Annotated in this window: 8 protein-coding genes; 3 read left to right on the top strand and 5 right to left on the bottom strand. The window is 69.9% G+C overall.

What is annotated here, in order from left to right:
* Window positions 1-19 precede the first annotated feature (19 nt).
* Window positions 20-868, bottom strand: a complete 849-nt coding sequence (locus tag NTM_RS05170; RefSeq protein ID WP_163765660.1) for a MaoC/PaaZ C-terminal domain-containing protein — start codon at window positions 866-868, stop codon at window positions 20-22.
* Window positions 868-2,277: a 3-oxoacyl-ACP reductase gene (locus tag NTM_RS05165; RefSeq protein WP_163765659.1), complete on the bottom strand. Its 1,410-nt coding sequence runs from the start codon at window positions 2,275-2,277 to the stop codon at window positions 868-870. Before NTM_RS05165 ends, NTM_RS05170 begins: the two co-directional genes overlap by 1 nt.
* A 114-nt stretch (window positions 2,278-2,391) precedes the next feature.
* Here NTM_RS05165 and NTM_RS05160 point away from each other — a divergent pair, with 114 nt between their 5' ends.
* A complete protein-coding gene (locus NTM_RS05160; protein WP_163765658.1) occupies window positions 2,392-3,693 on the top strand; it encodes an acetyl-CoA C-acetyltransferase in 1,302 nt (433 codons plus the stop codon).
* A 184-nt stretch (window positions 3,694-3,877) separates the two neighbouring features.
* Window positions 3,878-4,798: a TIGR03564 family F420-dependent LLM class oxidoreductase gene (locus NTM_RS05155; RefSeq protein WP_104864632.1), complete on the top strand. Its 921-nt coding sequence runs from the start codon at window positions 3,878-3,880 to the stop codon at window positions 4,796-4,798.
* 315 nt (window positions 4,799-5,113) lie between these two features.
* On the opposite strand, the gene NTM_RS05150 is transcribed toward NTM_RS05155, so the two are convergent.
* Window positions 5,114-6,949, bottom strand: a complete 1,836-nt coding sequence (locus NTM_RS05150) for an acyl-CoA dehydrogenase (protein WP_163765657.1) — start codon at window positions 6,947-6,949, stop codon at window positions 5,114-5,116.
* A 281-nt stretch (window positions 6,950-7,230) separates the two neighbouring features.
* Between NTM_RS05150 and NTM_RS05145 the strand changes: the two genes are divergently transcribed.
* Entirely contained in the window at window positions 7,231-8,286 is a 1,056-nt protein-coding gene (locus NTM_RS05145; protein WP_179964038.1) for an NAD(P)H-dependent amine dehydrogenase family protein, read from the top strand.
* A 4-nt stretch (window positions 8,287-8,290) separates the two neighbouring features.
* Here NTM_RS05145 and NTM_RS05140 read toward each other — a convergent pair whose 3' ends face one another.
* Window positions 8,291-8,779: a TspO/MBR family protein gene (locus NTM_RS05140; RefSeq protein ID WP_104864532.1), complete on the bottom strand. Its 489-nt coding sequence runs from the start codon at window positions 8,777-8,779 to the stop codon at window positions 8,291-8,293.
* A 50-nt stretch (window positions 8,780-8,829) separates the two neighbouring features.
* Window positions 8,830-19,815 carry a type I polyketide synthase gene (locus tag NTM_RS05135; protein WP_163765655.1) on the bottom strand — a complete coding sequence of 3,662 codons (10,986 nt, stop codon included), beginning with the start codon at window positions 19,813-19,815 and terminating at the stop codon, window positions 8,830-8,832.
* Window positions 19,816-20,038 lie beyond the last annotated feature (223 nt).

Below are 20,038 nucleotides of genomic sequence, written 5' to 3'. Positions count from 1 at the left end.
GGTCGGTAAACGTCCGACGTCAGGCCGGGGTGAGCGTGCCGGTCAGGTGCGGGTAGCCCTTCGTCAGGTGACGCAGGGTCAGCTCCCAGCCGTCGGCGGTGCGGTCGACGTACAGTCCGGCCCGCGCGGGCAGCACCACCGGTTTGGCGAACCGCACCGAGTACTTGACCGCGTCCGGCAGCTGGCCCTCGATGTTCGCCAGAACCGTTGCGGCGCTGAACATGCCGTGGGCGATCACCGTCGGGAAGCCGAACAGCTTCGCCGCGACGGCGTTGGTGTGGATCGGGTTGTGGTCCCCGCCGACGGACGCGTAGTGCCGGATCTGGCCCGGGGTGATCTTCAGGATCGCGTTGGGCGGAGGCAGTTTCGGTTGCTTCTGCGGCGGCGGCTTCGGTTCGCCGGACAGGCTGGTGCGTTGCTGGTGCAGGAACGTGGTGACCTGCTGCCAGGCCACGTCGTTGCCGACCTTGACGTCGGTCAGGATGTCGACCAACAGGCCCCTGCGGTGCTCGCGCATATTGTCGGCGCGCACCGCCACCGACACCGTGTCGGACACCGCGATCGGCCGGTGCTGCGTGATGTGGTTCTCCAGATGCACCGAACCCATTGCCGCGAAAGGGAAATCGAACCCGGTGATCAACTGCATCACAGTCGGGAAGGTCAGCGCGAACGGATAGGTCAGCGGCACCGCGTTGTCGAACCGCAGTCCGGTCACCGCGGCGTAGTCGGCGACGTTGGCCGCGTCGATGCGCAGATCGTCGACGGTCAGCGTGCGGGTCGGCAGGGTGTCGCCGCGCGGTACGAACGGCAGCGCACCGGCCGCTGCCAGTGCGAGGTTCTTCAGGCCCGAGGGTTGTTTGTCGCTCACTATGCCCCCAGCATGGCTTGGCCGCACACCCGGATCGTGTTGCCGGTCACGGCATTCGACGCCGGGCTGGCGAAGAACGCGATCGCCTCGGCGACGTCGACGGGCTGACCACCCTGGAACAGCGAGTTCAGCCGACGGCCCACCTCCCGGGTGGCCAGCGGGATCGCCTCGGTCATCTTGGTCTCGATGAACCCGGGGGCCACCGCGTTGATCGTGATGTTCTTCTCGGCGAACCTCGGTGCCAGCGCGTCGGTCAGCCCGATCATGCCGGCCTTGGTCGCCGCATAGTTGGTCTGGCCGCGGTTGCCCGCGATACCGGCCATCGACGAGAGCCCGATGATCCGGCCGCCGTCACGGATCAGCCCGCTGTCCACGAGGCCTTCGGCAAGCCGAAGGGGCGCAATGAGATTCACTGCGATCACGGAGTCCCACCGCGACTCGTCCATGTTGGCCAGCAGCTTGTCGCGGGTGATCCCGGCGTTGTTGACCAGGATGTCGACCTTGCCGCCGAAATCCGCGTAGAGCTCGCGGACGTGTTCGGCGATCTGGTCGACGGCGTCGGCGGCCGTCACGTCCAGCGTCAGCGCGGTGCCGCCGACCTTCTTCGCGGTCTCGGCCAGCGCCTCCGCGGCCTGTTCGACGTCGACCGCGATGACCTTGGCGCCGTCGCGCGCGAACACCTCGGCGATCGTCGCGCCGATGCCGCGGGCGGCGCCGGTCACCACCGCGACCTTGCCGTCGAGCGGCTTGTCCCAGTCGGCGGGCGGGGTCGCGTCGGCCGGCCCGACGTGGAAGACCTGGCCGTCGACGTAGGCCGATTTGCCCGACAGCAGGAACCGCAGCGTCGACTCCAGTCCCGTCGCAGCCGGCTTCGCATCGGCCGACAGGTACACCAGCGAGGCGGTCGAGCCGTTGCGCAGTTCCTTGGCCAGCGACCGCGTGAAGCCCTCCAGCGCGCGCTGCACGGTGCGCGCGTGCACGCCCGCGGTCTCCTCGGGGGTGGTGCCGATGACGACGATGCGTCCGGAATGTCCCAGGTTGCGCAGTAGCGGGGTGAAGAACTCATAGAGCCCCTTGAGGTCCTCGGGCTCGGTGAGACCGGTGGCGTCGTAGACGAGTCCGCCGAACGAGTCGGCCCAGCGGCCGCCCAGGTTGTTCGCGACGACGTCGTAGTCGCCGGCCAGTGCCGCCCGCAGCGGTTCGACCACGCGGCCCTCGCCGCCGATCAGCAGCGAACCGGCCAGCGGCGGCTCACCCTGCTTGTAGCGGCGCAGCGGCTCAGGCTGCGGCACGCCGAGCTGTTTGGCCAGGAACGAACCCGGCCCGGAGTTGACGACCTGGGAGAGAAGATCGGAAGCCACGGTGCTGCCCTTTCTGGTGACTTGTATGAGATCGGGGTAAACCGTCATGCGGCTCAGTGCTGGGGTTACCCAGTGCTGTCGCGTCCCTCACGAACTTACTCCAGAGTAAGAACGGTGGGTAGTATGACCCTGGACACCCCATGAGCACGCCGGGAGGCAGACGTGGCCGACAGCAAGACAACCCGCCGGGTAGCGATCCTCGGAGGTAACCGGATTCCGTTCGCACGGTCCGACGGCGCCTACGCCGGCGCGTCCAACCAGGACATGTTCACCGCCGCGCTGGACGGGCTGGCCGACCGCTTCGACCTGAAGGGGGAGCGGCTCGACGCGGTGATCGGAGGTGCCGTCCTCAAGCACAGCCGGGACTTCAACCTGATGCGCGAATGCGTGCTGGGTAGCTCGCTGTCGTCGTACACGCCCGCGTTCGACCTGCAGCAGGCCTGCGGCACCGGTCTGCAGTCGGCGATCGCCGCCGCCGACGGTATCGCGCTGGGCCGCTACGAGGTCGCCGCGGCGGGCGGGGTGGACACCGCCTCCGACGCGCCGATCGCGTTCGGCGACGACCTGCGCAAGGTGCTGCTCGGGCTGCGCCGTGCCAAGTCCAACGTCGAGCGCCTCAAGCTGGTGGGCAAGCTGCCCGCGTCGCTGGGCGTCGAGATCCCGGTCAACAGCGAACCCCGCACCGGCATGTCGATGGGCGAGCACGCCGCGATCACCGCCAAGGAGATGGGCGTCAAGCGCGTCGACCAGGACGAGCTCGCCGCCGCGAGCCACCGCAACATGGCTGCCGCCTACGACCGCGGTTTCTTCGACGACCTCGTCACCCCGTTCCTCGGGCTGTACCGGGACAACAACCTGCGCCCGGACTCGTCGCCGGAGAAGCTGGCCAAGCTCAAGCCGGTGTTCGGGGTGCGCAACGGCGACGCGACGATGACGGCGGGCAACTCCACGCCGCTGACCGACGGCGCGTCGGTGGCGCTGCTGTCGTCGCAGGAGTGGGCCGACAAGCATGCGATCCCGGTGCTGGCCTACTTGGTCGACGGCGAGACCGCCGCAGTCGACTACGTCAACGGCCGCGATGGGCTGCTGATGGCGCCGACCTATGCGGTACCGCGGCTGCTGGCCCGCAACGGGCTGACGCTGCAGGACTTCGACTACTACGAGATCCACGAGGCGTTCGCGTCGGTGGTGCTGGCGACGCTGGCGGCGTGGGAGTCCGAGGACTACTGCAAGGAACGGCTCGGCCTGGATTCCGCGCTCGGCGCGATCGACCGGTCGAAGCTCAACGTCAACGGTTCGTCGCTGGCCGCCGGGCACCCGTTCGCCGCGACGGGCGGCCGTATCGTCGCCCAGCTGGCCAAGCAGCTCGCCGAGAAGAAGAAGGAGACCGGGCAGCCGGTGCGCGGGCTGATCTCCGTCTGCGCCGCGGGCGGCCAAGGCGTCACGGCCATCCTGGAGGCCTGAGTTCTGCGCCGAAATGGCATTCCAGCAGGGAAAAGTCGAGTGGATGCCTGCTGGAATGCAATTTCGCCGGAACTTCTGAGCACGCTGTAACGCCCGTCGTACCGCCGTCGATACACCGGATAGCTCCGTGTTGCCGTCTGACCCCCCGACCCGACGGCAACACGGGGCTCTTACTTTGGACGACATGCAGATCAGCATGTTCGGCCAGGTCGTCGACCTCGCCCCCAACCAGATCGACGGCACCATCGCCTACCTCACCCAGCTGCGCGACGAGGGATTCGCCCGCGTCTGGATGAGTCAGCTGCCCTACGAGCCGGACCTGTTGACCATCCTGGCCGTGGCGTTGCACGAGGTCGACACGATCGAAGTGGGCAGCGGCGTCGTCCCGATCCAGAACCAGCACCCGATGCAGCTGGCACAGCGCGCGCTGACCGTCAGCCTGGCCTCCGGTGGCCGGTTCCTCCTCGGGCTCGGCATGACGCACGCCGCGGTCACCGAGGGCATGTGGGGCATTCCGTGGGACAGGCCGGTGCGCCGCCTCAACGAGTACCTCGACGGACTGCTGCCCCTGCTGGCCGGTGAGCCCGCGAACGCGACGGGGGAGACGGTGACGACCCGCGGCGCCCTGCAGGTGCCCGGGGCGCCGAAACCCGATGTGTACATCGCGGCACTGGGTCCGCAACTGCTCCGACTGGCGGGCCGACGCACCCAGGGCACGGTGACGTGGATGACCGGGCCGACGACCCTGCGCGACCACGTCAGCCCGACCCTGCGCCAGGCCGCCGCGGACGCGGGCCGGCCCGACGGCGCCGTGCGGGTCGTCTCGTCGCTGCCGGTGGCGGTGACCGACGACGTCGACGCCGCGCGTAAGCAGGCGGCCGAGCAGTTCGCGGTCTACGGCACGCTGCCGTCCTACCGGGCCATGCTGGACCGCGAAGGCTACGCCGGACCCGAGGACGCCGCGATCATCGGCGACGAGGCCACCGTGCGCGACCGCCTCGCCGAACTGCGCGCAGCGGGCGTCGACGAGTACGTCGCGGCGGTGTTCGACCGCTCGCCGGAAGGCCGCGATCGCACCCGCGCACTGCTGCGGGAACTGGGCTGAAAAATCCCGTTTCGCCCTCTTCCCGAGTGCTGCACCCAGGCGTAGCATCGATCGCACGACGGGTTCGGGAGTGACTGAATCAAAGAGTCGGCAAGGGATGAAAGCCGGCCGCGCGACCCATATGAAAGACGCACCCACAAGTCCTCCCGAACCCGCCCTTGTGTCCGGAGCCGGTCTCGGCCGAGCAGACACACACTCCGGCGAGTCCGCATGAACACGCCGGAGTTTGTGTCTGCTCGCGCAGGAACGGGGCGCAACGCAAGACGCCCCCGGGAAGAGTCCGGGGGCGTCTCGGGTCTGGAATCCGGGAACCGCTTAGAAGCTGGCCTCGTCGAGTTCCATGATCTCGTTGTCGAGGTTCTCCACGATGGTGCGGGTGCTGGTCAGCAGCGGCAGGAAGTTCTTCGCGAAGAACGACGCCACCGCGATCTTGCCCTCGTAGAAGGCGCGGTCGGCACCGTCCACACCGGCATCGAGCTTCTCGATCGCCACGGCGGCCTGCTGCTGCAGCAGCCAGCCGATGACCAGGTCACCGACGCTCATCAGGAAGCGCACCGAGCCCAGGCCCACCTTGTAGATGCTGGCCGGATCCTCCTGGGAGGCCATCAGGTAGCCGGTCAGCGATGCGGCCATGCCCTGGACGTCCTCCAGCGCGGTGGCGAGCAGTGCCCGCTCGGTCTTGAGCCGGCCGTTGCCGGTCTCGGACTTGACGAACTGCTCGATCTGGCCGGCGACGTGGCCCAGTGCCACACCCTTGTCGCGGACGATCTTGCGGAAGAAGAAGTCCTGCGCCTGGATGGCCGTGGTGCCCTCGTAGAGCGAGTCGATCTTGGCGTCACGGATGTACTGCTCGACCGGGTAGTCCTGCAGGAAGCCGGAGCCGCCGAAGGTCTGCAGCGATTCGGTGAGCTTGGCGTACGCCTGCTCCGAACCCACACCCTTGACGATCGGAAGCAGCAGATCGTTGATCCGGACCGCGAGGTCGGCATCGACACCGTGCACGGCCTGGGCGACCTCGGCGTTCTGGTGCGTCGCGGTGTACAGGTACAGCGCGCGCAGACCCTCGGCGTAGGCCTTCTGGGTCATCAGCGAACGGCGCACGTCCGGGTGGTGCGTGATGGACACGCGCGGTGCGGTCTTGTCGGTCATCTGGGTCATGTCGGCGCCCTGGATGCGCTCCTTGGCGTACTCCAGCGCGTTCAGGTAACCGGTCGACAGGGTCGCGATGGCCTTGGTACCCACCATCATTCGCGCCTGCTCGATGACGTCGAACATCTGCGCGATGCCGTCGTGCACCTCACCGACCAGCCAGCCGACGGCCGGGACGCCGTGCTGGCCCAGCGACAGCTCACAGGTGGCCGAGACCTTGAGGCCCATCTTGTGCTCGACGTTGGTGACGAACACGCCGTTGCGCTCGCCGGGCTCACCGGTCTCGGGATCGAAGTGGTACTTCGGCACGAAGAACAGCGACAGACCCTTGGTGCCCGGGCCTGCGCCCTCGGGGCGGGCCAGCACCAGATGCATGATGTTCTCGAACAGGTCGTCCGAATCGGCCGAGGTGATGAAGCGCTTCACGCCGTCGATGTGCCAGGTGCCGTCGGGCTGCTGCACGGCCTTGGTGCGGCCGGCGCCGACGTCGGAGCCGGCATCCGGCTCGGTCAGGACCATGGTCGAACCCCACCCGCGGTCGGCGGCCAGCTTGGCCCACTTCTTCTGCTCCTCGGTACCGAGGTTGTGGAAGATGCCGGCGAACGCGGCGCCCATCGCGTACATGTACACGGCGGGGTTGGCGCCGAGGATGTGCTCCTGCAGCGCCCACGAGATCGCGCTGGGCATCGGCGTGCCGCCGAGTTCCTCGCTGATCGTCAGCTTGTCCCAGCCACCGTCGATGACCGAGCGCACCGACTTCTTGAACGCCTCGGGCAGCGTCACGGTGTGGTTCTTGGGGTCGAAGACCGGCGGGTTGCGGTCGCCCTCTTCGAAGGAGTCGGCGACAGGGCCCTCGGCGAGCTTGGCCATTTCGCCCAGCATCTCGGTGACGGTGTCGACGTCCAGGTCGGCGTATGTGCCCTGACCCAGAGCCTTGTCGACTCCGAGTACCTCGAACAGGTTGAACACCTGGTCACGGACATTGCTCTTGTAGTGGCCCACGATTCCTCCTCGATGAGAACGCCACATGCGGTTGGGTACTCGTCGGATAAGTTACCCACCAGTAACTGCGCGTAACTATACCGGCCGGTAACTTCAACGCAAGACGAGTGTGGGCAATTTCCGGTCACATCCCAACCAGGTGGTTGGCCGGGCCCTGCCTTCGGCGCGGATTACCCCGCTGACCAGCGATTTAGTCGATCTGTGATGATAGTCACGTTTGGCCGGATAGGGTGTGTCCGGTGAGGACGGCAATGGGTGTCGCGGTATGGGGCACCGGCAATATGGGTTCGGTCTCGATCCGCTCGGTGACGGGCTTTCCGGGGTTGCGGCTGACGGCGGTGATCACCTCCTCGCCGGACAAGGCCGGGCGCGACGCCGCGACGTTCGCCGGGCTCGACCAGCCCACCGGGATCACCGCGACCACCGACGGCCCCGATCTTGAGGCGAGCCTCGCGACGTCCGACGCCGTCGCCTATATGGCCTCCGGCGACATCCGCCCCGATGAGGCCGTGGCCGACATCGAACGGTGCCTGCGCGCGGGCAAGCATGTCGTCACGCCGTCGCTGTACTCGTTGTACGACCCGGCGTCCGCGCCCGTCGAATGGGTGCAGCGCCTGACCGCGGCCGCCGAGGAAGGTGGCGCGACGCTGCTGGTCAGCGGCGTCGATCCGGGGTGGGGCAACGACGCGCTGGCGGTTACCGCCGCGAGCCTGTGTACCCGGATCCGCACCATCACCTGCCAGGAGATCTTCGACTACTCGACCTACAACCAGCCGTTCGCGGTGCGGGTGTCCTGCGGGTTCGGCGGGCCGATGGAGGAGACGCCGATGATGCTGCTGCCGACCATCCCGACGATGGTGTGGGGCGGCAACATCCGGCTCGTCGGCCGCGGGCTCGGCATCGAGATCGACGAGATCACCGAAGAAGTGGAACGGCTCCCGCTGGAGGAGACCGTCGAGACCGTGCTCGGGACCTTCGACAAGGGCACCCAGGGCGCGTTCTGGCTGAAGGTGATCGGTTGGTCGGGCGGTACGCAGCGGGTCGTCATCGACCACATCACCCGCATCCACCCGTCGTGCGCGCCGCACTGGCCCCAGCCGGACCAGGGCGCCGGCGATCACCGGGTGATCGTCGACGGCGACCCGCAGCTGACCATCACCACCCGCGCGGACGCACCCGGTGGCACCCGAGCCGACGGCGGCAACACCACCGCGGCCAACCGGTTGCTCGGTGCGCTGAACTGGCTCGTGGAACAGAAACCCGGGATCTACGACGGGCTGCAGGTGCCGCTGCGGTCGGCGCTGCCCGCCGACGCCGAGGTCACCCGCTGGGCGTGACGTCTCAACTGTTCAGTTGCCACACAGCGAAATTGAGGCAGAGCGCGAACGTCGACCACGCCACATAGGGCAGCAGCAGCGCGCCCGCGACGGCGCTGCGCCGCCAGAACGCGACCACGGTGACGATCAGCACCACCAGCAGCACGGCCAGCTCGACGAATGCGATCCCGCGCCAGCCCAGCCCGAAGAACAGCGGCGTCCACGCCGCGTTGAGCGCCAGCTGCACGCCGTACAGCACCAGCGCGCGGCGGGTCTCCGGCGCCGGGCCGGTCCGCCACACCAGCCATGCGGCGATCGCCATCAGCGCGTACAGCAGCGTCCACGTCGGCCCGAACACCCACGACGGCGGCGCGAACCCGGGCTGACGCAGTTGTGCATACCCCTGCGCGCTGTTCGAGGCCAGTCCGCCGAGCCCCGACGCCAGCAGCACGGCCAGCACGGAGATCGCCAGTGCGAGCCACGGTTTCGGGCGGGTACGCGTGTCGGTCACCATGGCCGGCAGGCTACCCGGCAGACCGCGCCCTCAGACGCCGCCGAATGTGGTCATTCGGTGACGTCCGGACCGGCTTCCTGCGCGGGTGCCTCGGCGTCGGGCAGCTGCCCGACCAGATACTCGGCGAGCCCCCCGATGGTCGGGTAGTCGAACACCGCGGTGGCGTTGATCGTGAACGCGCCTCCGAACTGGCTGTGCAGCCTGTTGCGCAGCTCGATGGCCATCAGCGAGTCGGTGCCCAGGTCCAGGAAGCGTGCGGACGCCGCCGGCGGCTGCGCCAGCCGCAGGAAGTTCTGCACCTCCTTCTGGAGGAACTCGGTGACGAAGCCGGCCCGCTGCGGCACCGGGATCTCCTGCAGCTGCTTGAGCAGCTCGCTGTCCCCGGACATCTCACCCGCGGCGCTCGGCAGGACCAGGTCCAGCAGCGGCGGGCGTGAACTGCCCAGTACCTTCGCCGCGCGAGCCCAGTTCGCCTTCAGCACGGTGGCCTGCGCCGTCCCGTTCGCGACGACCTCGGCCAGTGCGGCCAGCGCCGCCGACGGTTCCAGCGGGATCAGGCCCTGGGCGGTGATGTTGGCCGCCGCGGCCTCCGACGACGCCATGCCGCCCTGCGCCCACGGCCCGAAGTTCACCCCGGTCGCGGGCAGGCCCTGGGCCCGCCGCGCCGCGACGAGACCGTCGAGCAGCGCGTTGGCGGTCGCGTAGTTCGACTGGCCGGGCGAGCCGAACAAGCTCGACACCGACGACGACACGATGAAGAAGTCCAGATCGTCGTCGCGGGTCAGCCGGTCCAGGTGACATGCACCGAACGCCTTGGGGGCCAACGTCGTCCGGAACCGGTCCACGCTCTGCTGCGACAGCAGCGCGTCGTCGAGCACCCCGGCCAGGTGCACCACCCCGGCCAGCGGCGGCAGCTCGGCGCGGATGCGCGCCAGCAGTCCGATGACGTCGTCCTCGTTGCCGACGTCCGCGGTGAACACGTGCAGCCGGGTCTTGTAGCGCTCCGCGATGTCGGCGATGACCTGTTCGGCATGCGCGTCCGCGGCCCGCCTGCTGGTCAGCACGATGTCGCCGGCGCCGAGCTGGGCCAGGTACGCGGCCGTGTGCAGACCGATCGCGCCGAGCCCGCCGGTCACCAGATAGCTGCGATCCTGCTGCGGCTGTAGCGGATTCGGGATCTGCACGACGATCTTGCCGATGTGGCGCGCCTGCTGCATGCGGCGGAACGCGGCCCTGGCCTCGGTCAGCGGGTAGACCTCGGCGGGCAGCGGGGTCCACTCCGTTCCGGCGAGGCCCTCGGAGACCTCGGTCAGCAGATCGCGGATGCGGTCCGGTTCGGTGAACATCACCGTGTCCAGTGCGACGATCTCGTAGGCGAGGTCGGGACGGGCCTCGGCCATCCGCTCGGCCGGCCAGATGTCGCGCTTGGCGATCTCGGCGAAGCGGCCCCCCTGGGCGGTGGCCCGCAGTGTCGCTTCGATGAAACCCTCGCTGGTCAGGCTGTTGAGTACCACGTCGACCCCCGCACCGTCGGTGTCCGCGAGGATCTGGTCCGCGAATTCCGTTGTGCGCGAGTCGTAGACATGCTCCACACCCAGCTTGCGCAGCGTCGCACGCTTGAACGTGCTCGCGGTCGCGAACACCGTTGCGCCGCAGCGCTGCGCCATCTGGACCGCGGCCAGGCCCACACCACCGCTGGCGGCGTGGATGAGCACCTTGTCACCCGGCTTGAGTGCGGCCCAGTCGAACGACAGTCGCACCGTGAGCGCCGCGGCGGGGATGGTCGCGGCCTCCACCGCACTCACTCCGTCGGGGATCGGCGCGACGAACTGCTCCGGAACGTTGAACCGGCTCGCGAACGCGCCCTGCATCGATCCGTAGACCCGCTGGCCCACTTCCAGCCCGGTGACGCCGTCGCCCAATTGCGTGATCACACCGGCGAAGTCGCCGCCGATCGGTCCGGGATCGCCGGGGTAGAGACCCAGCACGTTGAGGACATCGCGGAAGTTCAGCCCCGCTGCCTCGACCCGAACCTGCACGTAACCCTCGTCGGGCGGCGGCACCTCCGTCTCGGTGAGGCGCAGGTTGTCGATCGCGCCGCGCTCGGTGGGCGCCAGCACGAAGTCACCGCCGCGCGGCACCGTCAGATGCCCGCTGCGCGACCACGGCAGCAACCGCGACGCCAGCAGCTTTCCTTGGCGCACCGCCAGTTCCGGCTCGTCGACCGGTGCGGCGAGCAACCCGGCCAGTGCCTGCACGGCCTCGGCGGATCCGTCGCTGTCGACCAGTCGGCAGCGCAGCGCGGGTTCCTCGTTGATCGTGGTGCGGCCGAAGCCCCACAGCGCGGCCTGCACCGGGTCGACGGGCTCGGCCGACTCGGTGGCGACGGCCCGTTCGGTGACGATCCACAGCCCGCCGGGCAGCTTCAGATCGCTGCCCTGCAGCGTGTGGACGGCGCTGAGCAGGTCGGCGATCTCGGCCTCGAGTCGTGCGGCCGTCTCGGCGCCGGACTCGAGCGCCGGGGCCGGTGCGGCGCGCCACACCACCCCGGAGAACGGCAGCCCCCGTTCGTGGGCGTCGATCAGCATCTGCCCCAACGGTTCTCGGTCGCCTGAACGCTCTGCCGCGATGCAGCCCGGCACCGCGGCGGCCAGCTCGGCGAAGCCGCCGACCAGCCAGGTGCCGGCCGGACCGGTCACGGAGTCTTCCTGGGAGCCGTCCTGGACCGGCACCTCGTGCCACCCCAGCGTGTACAGCAGCCGGGTGGCGTCGCCGCCGAGCCCGCGCAGCAGTGCTTCGCGGGGTGCCCGTTTGACCGTGAACTCCGTGATCCCGCCGAGGCGGTGACCGTCGCGGTCCAGGTAGTCGATGTCGAACACCTGCGTTTCGCTGTCGAGCGGGCCCTCGTGCCAGCGTGCGCGGCAGTAGAACCGGCGCGGCATCTTCTCCGCAAGGCTGACCTGCCCGTACCGCAGCGGCAGGTACAGGTCGTTGACGCCCTGTTCGGCGGCCAGCAGCGCCGGGAACGCCGGGAACGCGACGCCGGTGCACAGGTCCATCAGCACCGGGTGCATCGGTTCGGTACCGAGCTGTTCGGCCAGTTCCGCGCCGACCAGGATGTCGCCGATCGCCTCACCGTCGCCGAGCCACAACGACTTCAGCGAACCCGACCAGGTCGGACCCCAGGCCAGCTCCAGGTCGGCGAATGTCTCGAACAGATCCTGCGGGCGCATCCGGTTCAGCCGCTCGATCGCCTCGTCCACCGGTCCGCCGTCGGAGCCGGGAGCCTCACCGGCTCCGTTCGCCACCACACCTTCGGCGTTGAGCGACCACTCCGCCCCGCGCTCACCGTACGGACGGCTGTGCACCTGAAACTTGTGCTCACCCTCACCCACCGGATGCAGCGTCAGCTGCACCTCGCGAGAGCTCTTCTCGGGCAGGATGATCGGCTCGTAGAAGAACACGTCCTTGGCGTGTGCCGGCGTGCCGACGGCGGCCAGCGCCATCGCCGCATAGGTCGCACCGGGGACGACGACGGTGCCGTAGATGACGTGGTCGGACAACCACGGCTGCGATTTGACCGACAGCCGACTGGTGTAGACCGAGTCGCCGGAGGCCAGATCCTTGCCGCTGCCCAGGATTCCCGAGCCCATCGAGGCGCCACCGCCGTCGAGGGACATCCCGGCGGACTTCGGCCAGAAGCGCCGCCGCTGGAACGGGTAGGTCGGCATCTCCAAGCGATTGCCGTGCTCGCGGTGCAGCGCGGCGAAATCGGGCCTGTGACCGCCGATGTAGGCCGCCGCCAGGGCATCGGCGATCTGACGCCGGTCGGCGACGCCCTTACGCAGCGACGCGACCGCGCGCGGCGCGGGCAGATGCTCGGGCCAGACCTGCACCGCGGCGCCGGTCAGCACCGGCTGCGGGCCGATCTCCATCAGTACCGAAGCGCCCAGCGCGGCGACGGTGCGCACACTCTCGGCGAACTGCACGGGTTGGCGCGAATGCCGCCGCCAGTACGGCGCGTCCAGGGTGGCCTGCCCGGTCAGCACCGCGCCGGTGCGGTTGCACACCAGCGGCAGCGTCGGTGCGGCGAACTCCAATTGCGCGGCGCAGGACTCGAACTCGTCGAGCACCGGCTCGAGCAGTTCGGAGTGGAAGGCATGGCTGGTCTCCAGCCACGTGCAGCGGATCCCGTCCTCGCCGAAGACTGTGACGATCTGTTCGAGGTCGTCACCGGGACCGGACAGCACCGTGTTGGGGCCGTTGTACGCCCCGACCGACACCCGGGGGAAGCCGCCCGCGACCTCTTCGACGCGTTTGGCGTCGGTGAACACCGCGACCATCCGCCCGCCCTCGGGCAGGCTGCCGAACAACCGGCCGCGCTGGGCCATCAACCGGGCGCCGTCCTCCAGGCTGAACACCCCGGCCACGCAGGCCGCCGCGTACTGGCCCACGCTGTGCCCGAGCACCACGTCGGGTTCGACACCCCAGGACTGCCACAACCGGGCCAGGCCCATCTCGACGGCGAACAGCGCGGGCTGGGCGAACGAGGTGTGCCTCAGGGTCTCGGAGGCGGGCACCCCGGCCTCGCGTCCGCTCGAGAACAGCACGTCGAGCAGCGGGCGCGGCAGCAGGTCGGCGACCGCGTCGGCACAGCGCGTCACGGTCTCGGCGAAAACGGGTTCGCTGTCGAACAATTCGCGGGCCATGCCGGGGTACTGGCTGCCCTGTCCGGTGAACAGCCACGCCGTGGTCGGGCGCTGGGTGTGTTCGCCGCGCACCACCCCGGGCCGCAGCCGGTTCTGCGCCAGATCGGACAGGCCGATGCGGGCGCTGTCGACCGAGTCGACCACCAGTGCGGCGCGATGCTCGAAGTGCGAACGGCCGGTTCCTGCCGTCAGACAGACGTCGGCGAGGTCGGCGTCCGGATGGGTGGACAGCCACGCGTCGTACCGGTTCGCGAGCTCCACCAGTGCTTCCGGCGAGCGTGCCGACAATGCCAGCACATGCACCTGCTCGGGGGCAGCGGACTCGTCGTCGGCGGGCTCGGCCGGGGCGGCGGGCTCGCGCGCCGCCAGTTCGGGCGGCGCCTCCTCGATCAGCACGTGCGCATTGGTGCCGGTGAACCCGAACGAACTCACCCCGGCGCGGCGCGGCCTGCCGTCGGCCTGCCACGGAATCGCCTTGTCCACCACCCTGACCGGCAACGAATCCCACGGGATGTGCGGGGACGGCGTGTCGAAGTGCAGGCTCTGCGGCAACGTGCCGTGCTGCAGTGCCAGCACGACCTTGATCAGACCTGCTGCGCCCGAGGCGGATTCGGTGTGGCCGATGTTGGTCTTCACCGAGCCCATCAGCAGCGGCCGGGCGGGATCGCGGGATCCGCCGTACGCCGCAGCGGCGGCCTGCACCTCGATCGGGTCGCCCAGCGGGGTGCCGGTGCCGTGCGCCTCCAGGTAGTCGACATCGGCTCCCGTCAACCCGGCCCGGGCCAGCACGCTGCCGATGAGCCGTTGCTGGGCACCGCCGTTGGGTACGGTCAGGCCACTGGACGCGCCGTCTTGGTTCACCGCGCTGCTGGCGATCACCGCGCGCACCCGGTCGCCGTCGCGGACGGCGTCGCTCAGGCGTTTGAGCACCAGGACACCGCAGCCCTCGCTGCGCACGTAGCCGTCGGCAGAGGCGTCGAAGGTCTTGCACCGCCCGACCGGCGAGAGCATCCGGGCCCGCGATGCGGCGACCACGGTGACCGGGCTCAGCAGCACGTTTACGCCACCGGCCAGCGCCATGTCGCAGTCCCCGGAGCGCAGCGCCTGGGTGGCCTGGTGAACGGCCACCAGCGACGAACTGCACGCGGTGTCGACGGCCACGGCCGGGCCTTCCAGCCCCAGCGCGAACGCGACCCGGCCGGAGATCGCGTTGAGCGCGTTGCCGGTGATGAAGTGCGGTTCGATCTTGTCGATGGATTCGGCCGAGAGCAGGTGGGCGTATTCGTTGGCGGCGACGCCGACGAATACGCCGGTGCGGCTGCCGCGCAGCGCAGACGGCGCGTACCCGGCGCGTTCCAGGCCCTCCCACACGGTTTCGAGCATCAGCCGCTGCTGGGGTTCGATCCAGACGGCCTCACGCGGTGAGATGCCGAAGAACTCGGGGTCGAATTCGTCGATGCCGTCCAGGAATCCGCCGTAGCGCGTGTACGTCTTGCCTGCGGCGTCGGGGTCGGGGTCGTAGAACTCGTCGATGTCGAACCGGTCTTCGGGGACCTCCCGGATCGCGTCGACACCCCCGGCCAGCAGGTCCCAGAACGCGTCCGGGTCCGGTGCGCCGGGGAACCGGCAGGACACCGCGACGATCGCGATCGGCTCGTCGGCGGCACCGGAGCCGACGGAAGCGACTTCGCGGGTCTGCGCCGGTTCGCGCAGCCCGAGTACGTCGCCGAGCAGGTAGTCGGCGGCGTCGGACAGCCGCGGTTGGTCCATCACCAGCGTGACGGGTACTTCCTTACCGATGCCCTGCTCGATGCGCCTGCGCAGTTCGACGGCCATCAGCGAGTCCATGCCCAGATCGAAGAATCCGGCGTCCTCCCGGATCTCGGCGGCGTCGACGCGGGTCACCTCGGCGACGGCGTCGCGCAGATAATCGGTCAGCATCCGCTTGCGCTGCTGCACTGGAGCGTTGGTGAGGCGTTCGACCAGCGCGGTCCGGCCCGACGGTGTCGCGGCCACGACCGCGGCGGGCACCTCGCGCTCGAGGTCGGCGAGGAACCCGCGCCGGCCGGCCTGCTGGTAGAGCGGCAGGAACCGCTCCCAGTCGATCCGGGCCACCACGCCCTGGGCCGCCGCGCCGGTGACCACGTCGGACAGTCCGGCCAGTGCGTCGGCGGGCGACAGCGTCTTGATACCGCGCTGTTCGAGCCGGGCGCGTGACTGCGCGTCGGCCATTCCAGCCGCCCACGGGCCGAAGTTGACGCTGACGCCGGGGATGCCCTGTTCGCGCAGTCGCCATGCCAGGCCGTCGAGAAACGCGTTGGCGGCGCCGTACGCGGTCTGGCCGTAGCCACCCCACACCGACGCGATCGACGATGTGCCGATGAAGAAGTCCAGCTGCAGATCCGCCGCCGCCTCGCTCAGATGCCAGGCGCCCCAGACCTTCCCGGCGAACACCCGATCCACTTCGGCATCGTCGAGCTCGGCCAGCGGGGTGGTGCCGATCTCGCCGGCGGCGTGCACGATGCCCGCCAGCGGCGGCAGCTCGGCCTGCACCGTGTCCAGCAACCGGGCCACATCATGCGCGTCGGCGACGTCGGCGGCCACGACCCGTACCTGAGCGCCGTACTGGGCGCGCAACGCGTCGATGCGCTGTCGTGCCGCGTCGCCGGGGGTGCGGCGGCTGGTCAGCACCAGGTTCCGGGCGCCCTGTGCGGCAAGGTATCCGGCGACCTCCAGGCCGATCGAGCCGAGCCCGCCGGTCACCAGGTAGCTGGCGTCGTCGCGCAGGCCGAGCGGGCGACCGCTGGGCAGCTCGTCGCGGCGCACCAGCCGGGGCACGTACACGGTCTGATCGCGCAGCGCGATCTGATCCTCGCGGATCGCCGGGTCATGGGGCGCCGCAAGGCGATTGAGCAACCGCGACCACTCATCGGCGGTGCCGGTCGGGGACAGGTCGGCGAGACCGCCCCACAGCTGCGGATGTTCCAGGGATGCGGCCCGGCCGAAACCCCACAGGCAGCTCTGATCGGGCGCGACGGTGTCGCTGTCGGTGACATGCTGTGCGCCGCGGGTCACCAACCAGACCGGGGCCCGTAGTTCGGCGGCCACCGCTGCACGGAAGAGTCGGCGGGTCCCGCCGAGAATCCGGTGCTGCATCCGCAGCAGCGAGCGCATCGAGACACCGGCACCGGCGCCGTCGAGCGCCGCGACGTGCACCAGCCGGAGCGCGCCGGCCTCGGCCGCGACCGCGCGCAGCGCGTCGGCGAGCTCGCGCTCCTCGGCGTCGGATTTCGGCAGCCCGACGATGCGGTACCGACTGCCGCGGGCGGCCAGCACGTCGAAGAGCGGGCGTGTCGCGTCGGAGTCGTCACCCACCACGACCCAGGTGATGTCCTCACCGGCGTCCGCGCCGAGCGGGCCCGCGGTCGAGGGCTCCCACCGGAACCGGTAGCGGTCGTGGGCGATCGATTCCGTCGAGCGCTGCTGATTGTGCTGTGCGGCAAGCCGGTTGAGCACGTCCAGGGTCTCGGGATCGGTCTCGGTGCCGCCGAGTAGCGCGGCGAGCTCCTCGATCCGGCCGTCCTCGAGCAGGCGCACCGTCTCGGTGCGGCCCTGCCCGGGACGCGAAACGGGAGCCGGGGCGGCAGAACCCTGATCCTGTTTGTCGGTGAACCAGTACCGGCGATGCTCGAACGGGTAGGTCGGCAGGTCGACCTTGCGGGCCCCCGGCCGTCCGAGCGCACCGAATGCGGGCAGGTGCCCGAACACGTACGCGTCGGCGAGCGCCTCGGTGATCTGGCGCTGGTCGGCGGTGGTGCGGCGCAGCGACGCGATCACCCGCGGGGTGGTCGCCGGGTCCGGCCATGCGCTCAACGCCGCGGCGGTCAGCACCGGCCGCGGGCCGATCTCGACCAGCAGCTTGCAGTTCATCTCGGCGAGCGTGCGCACGCTCTTGGCGAACTCGACCGGCTGGCGGGCGTGGCGGCGCCAGTACGCCCCGTCCAGGCGGACGCTCCTGCCGATCGCGGCGCCGGTCCGGTTGTCGATCAGGATCCGTTGCGGCGCATGGACGTCGAGCTCGTCGGCAAATGCCTCGAAGTCGTCGAGGATCGGGTCGAGCAGTGCCGAGTGGAACGCGTGGCTGGTCTCCAGCCAGTCGCAGCGCACCCCGTCGGCGACCAGCGCGGCCACCACGTTCTCCAGATCTGCTGCCGGGCCGGACAGTACGGTGTTGGCGCCGTTGTAGGCGGCCACCGACAGCGCCGGGAAGTCGTCGGTCAGGCCCTCGACGCGTTCGGCCGGCGCGAAGATCGCGACCATGCGCCCGCCGGCGGGCAGGCTGCCGAACACCCGGCCCCGTTCGGCCATCAACCGGGCGCCGTCTTCCAGGCCGAACACTCCGGCCACACATGCCGCGGAGTACTGGCCGACGCTGTGGCCGAGCACCACGTCGGGTTCGAATCCCCACGACTGCCACAACCGGGCCAAACCCATCTCCACGGCGAACAGTGCCGGCTGCGCGTAGGTGGTCTGCCGCAGCGTGTCCTCATCGTCGACATCGAAAATGACGTCAAGCAGCGGCTTTTCGAGGAGACCGGCGACCGCGTCGGCGCACCGGTGCACCGTCTCGGCGAACACCGGTTCGGTGTCGAACAGCTCCCGGGCCATCCCCGGGTACTGGCTGCCCTGCCCGGTGAACAGCCACGCGGTCTTCGGGGTGTCGTAGGACTCGCCGCGCACCAGCCCCGGCGCGGGACGGTCGTCGGCGAGAGCGCCGAGCAGCTCGATCGCGGAGTCCCTGGAGTTCGCCACGATCGCGGCCCGGTGTTCCAGATGCGAGCGTGCGGTGCCCGCGGTCAGGCACACGTCGGCCAGCGTCGCGTCCGGATGCTCGGTCAACCAGGTGCGGTAGTCGGTGGCCAGTCGCGCCAGCGCGCCCGGGGTCCGTGCGGAGATCGGCAGCAGGTCGAAGCGTCCGTCGGCGCCGCGCTGTGCCGGCTCGGGCGCCACGGGCGCCTCTTCGAGGATCACGTGGGCGTTGGTGCCCGCGAAGCCGAACGAGCTCACCCCGGCGATGCGGGGCCGCTCCCCGCGCCGCCACGGGACGGTCTCCTTGACCACCTCGACCGGCAGCCGGTCCCACGGGATGTGCGGCGACGGGGTCTCGAAGTTGAGGTGCTTGGGCAGCGTCTCGTGTTCGAGCGCCAGCACGACCTTGAGCACACCGGCGATGCCGGCCGCGGCCTCCAGGTGCCCGATATTGGTCTTGGCCGAGCCGATCAGCAGTGGGCGGTTCGGATCCCGGCCCGCGCCCAGCGCCGCGCCCGCGGCCTGCGCCTCGATCGGGTCGCCCAGCGAGGTGCCGGTGCCGTGCGCCTCCAGGTAGTCGACATCGGCGGGGGCCAGCCCGGCGCGCTTCAGCGCGTCGGCGATAACCCGTTGCTGGGCAACGCCGTTGGGTACCGTCAGGCCGCCGGAGGCGCCGTCCTGGTTGATCGCACTGCCGCGGATCACCGCGCGGATCCGGTCCCCGTCGCGGACCGCGTCGTCGAGGCGCTTGACGACGATGATGCCGCAGCCCTCGCCGCGGACGTAACCGTCGGCGGCGGCGTCGAAGGTCTTGCAGCGGCCGTCGGGGGCCAGCATGTGCGCGTTGGAGAACGTGATCATCGTGGCCGGGGTGAGCATCACGTTCGCGCCGCCGGCCAGCGCGATATCGCATTCGCCCAGCTGCAGCGCCTGGCACGCCTGGTGGATGGCGACCAGCGAGGAACTGCACGCGGTGTCGACGGCGACCGCGGGCCCCTGCAGGCCCAGCCGGTAGCTGATCCGGCCCGCCGCTGCCGCGTTCGACGTCCCGATGGCCAGGTAGGCCTCGATCTCCGGGTAGGTCAGGCCGTCGGACGCCATGCCCAGGTAGTCGTGGGTGGCCAGGCCGACGAACACGCCGGTGCGGGTGTTCGCCAATGCCGACGGTGCGGTGCCCGAGTGCTCCACCGCGCGCCAGGCCGTCTCCAGCAACAGCCGGTGCTGCGGATCCATCATCTGGACCTCGCGGGTCGACATCCCGAAGAACGGGGCGTCGAACCCGGTCGCATCGTCGACGAAGCCGGCGCGCCGTGTCACCACCTTGCCGGGAGCCGCCGGATCCGGGTCGAAGAACGCGTCGACGTCCCAGCGGTCCGCGGGGACCTCGGAGATCGCGTCGCGGCCCGCGCTCAGCAGCTCCCAGTACTCGCCGGCGTCAGCGGCGCCAGGAAGCCTGGCGGCGTAGCCGACGATCGCGAAGCGAGGGGTCGGCTCGCCCGATGGTGCGGCGGATCCCATGCCGTGTGACCTCCCATGAGTCGACGGTCGCAACACCGCCCCGCGGCACAGCTGACACGCCCAAGAATCAACTCCCCCGACGCACACTATTGCACGGGGGTGGGAGGCATGGGGAAGTTGCTGCCTCTTCGACCGGGCGTACCCGGTGGGGCCCGGTCGTTGGGTATGTTGTCCAGCGAACAAGGCTGCGGCGGGATCACCGAACCGGCACGACAGAGCAGTA

The organism is Mycolicibacterium parafortuitum, assembly GCF_010725485.1.
Classification (GTDB): domain Bacteria; phylum Actinomycetota; class Actinomycetes; order Mycobacteriales; family Mycobacteriaceae; genus Mycobacterium.
Note: the sequence above shows the minus strand (reverse complement) of the source record. Positions and strands in the feature narration are given on the sequence as shown.

Coding starts and splice junctions, on each gene's coding strand:
- NTM_RS05165 (WP_163765659.1), bottom strand. CDS start 2,277: ATGACGGTTTACCCCGATCTCATACAAGTCACCAGAAAGGGCAGCACC.
- NTM_RS05155 (WP_104864632.1), top strand. CDS start 3,878: ATGCAGATCAGCATGTTCGGCCAGGTCGTCGACCTCGCCCCCAACCAG.
- NTM_RS05145 (WP_179964038.1), top strand. CDS start 7,231: ATGGGTTCGGTCTCGATCCGCTCGGTGACGGGCTTTCCGGGGTTGCGG.
- NTM_RS05140 (WP_104864532.1), bottom strand. CDS start 8,779: ATGGTGACCGACACGCGTACCCGCCCGAAACCGTGGCTCGCACTGGCG.
- NTM_RS05135 (WP_163765655.1), bottom strand. CDS start 19,815: ATGGGATCCGCCGCACCATCGGGCGAGCCGACCCCTCGCTTCGCGATC.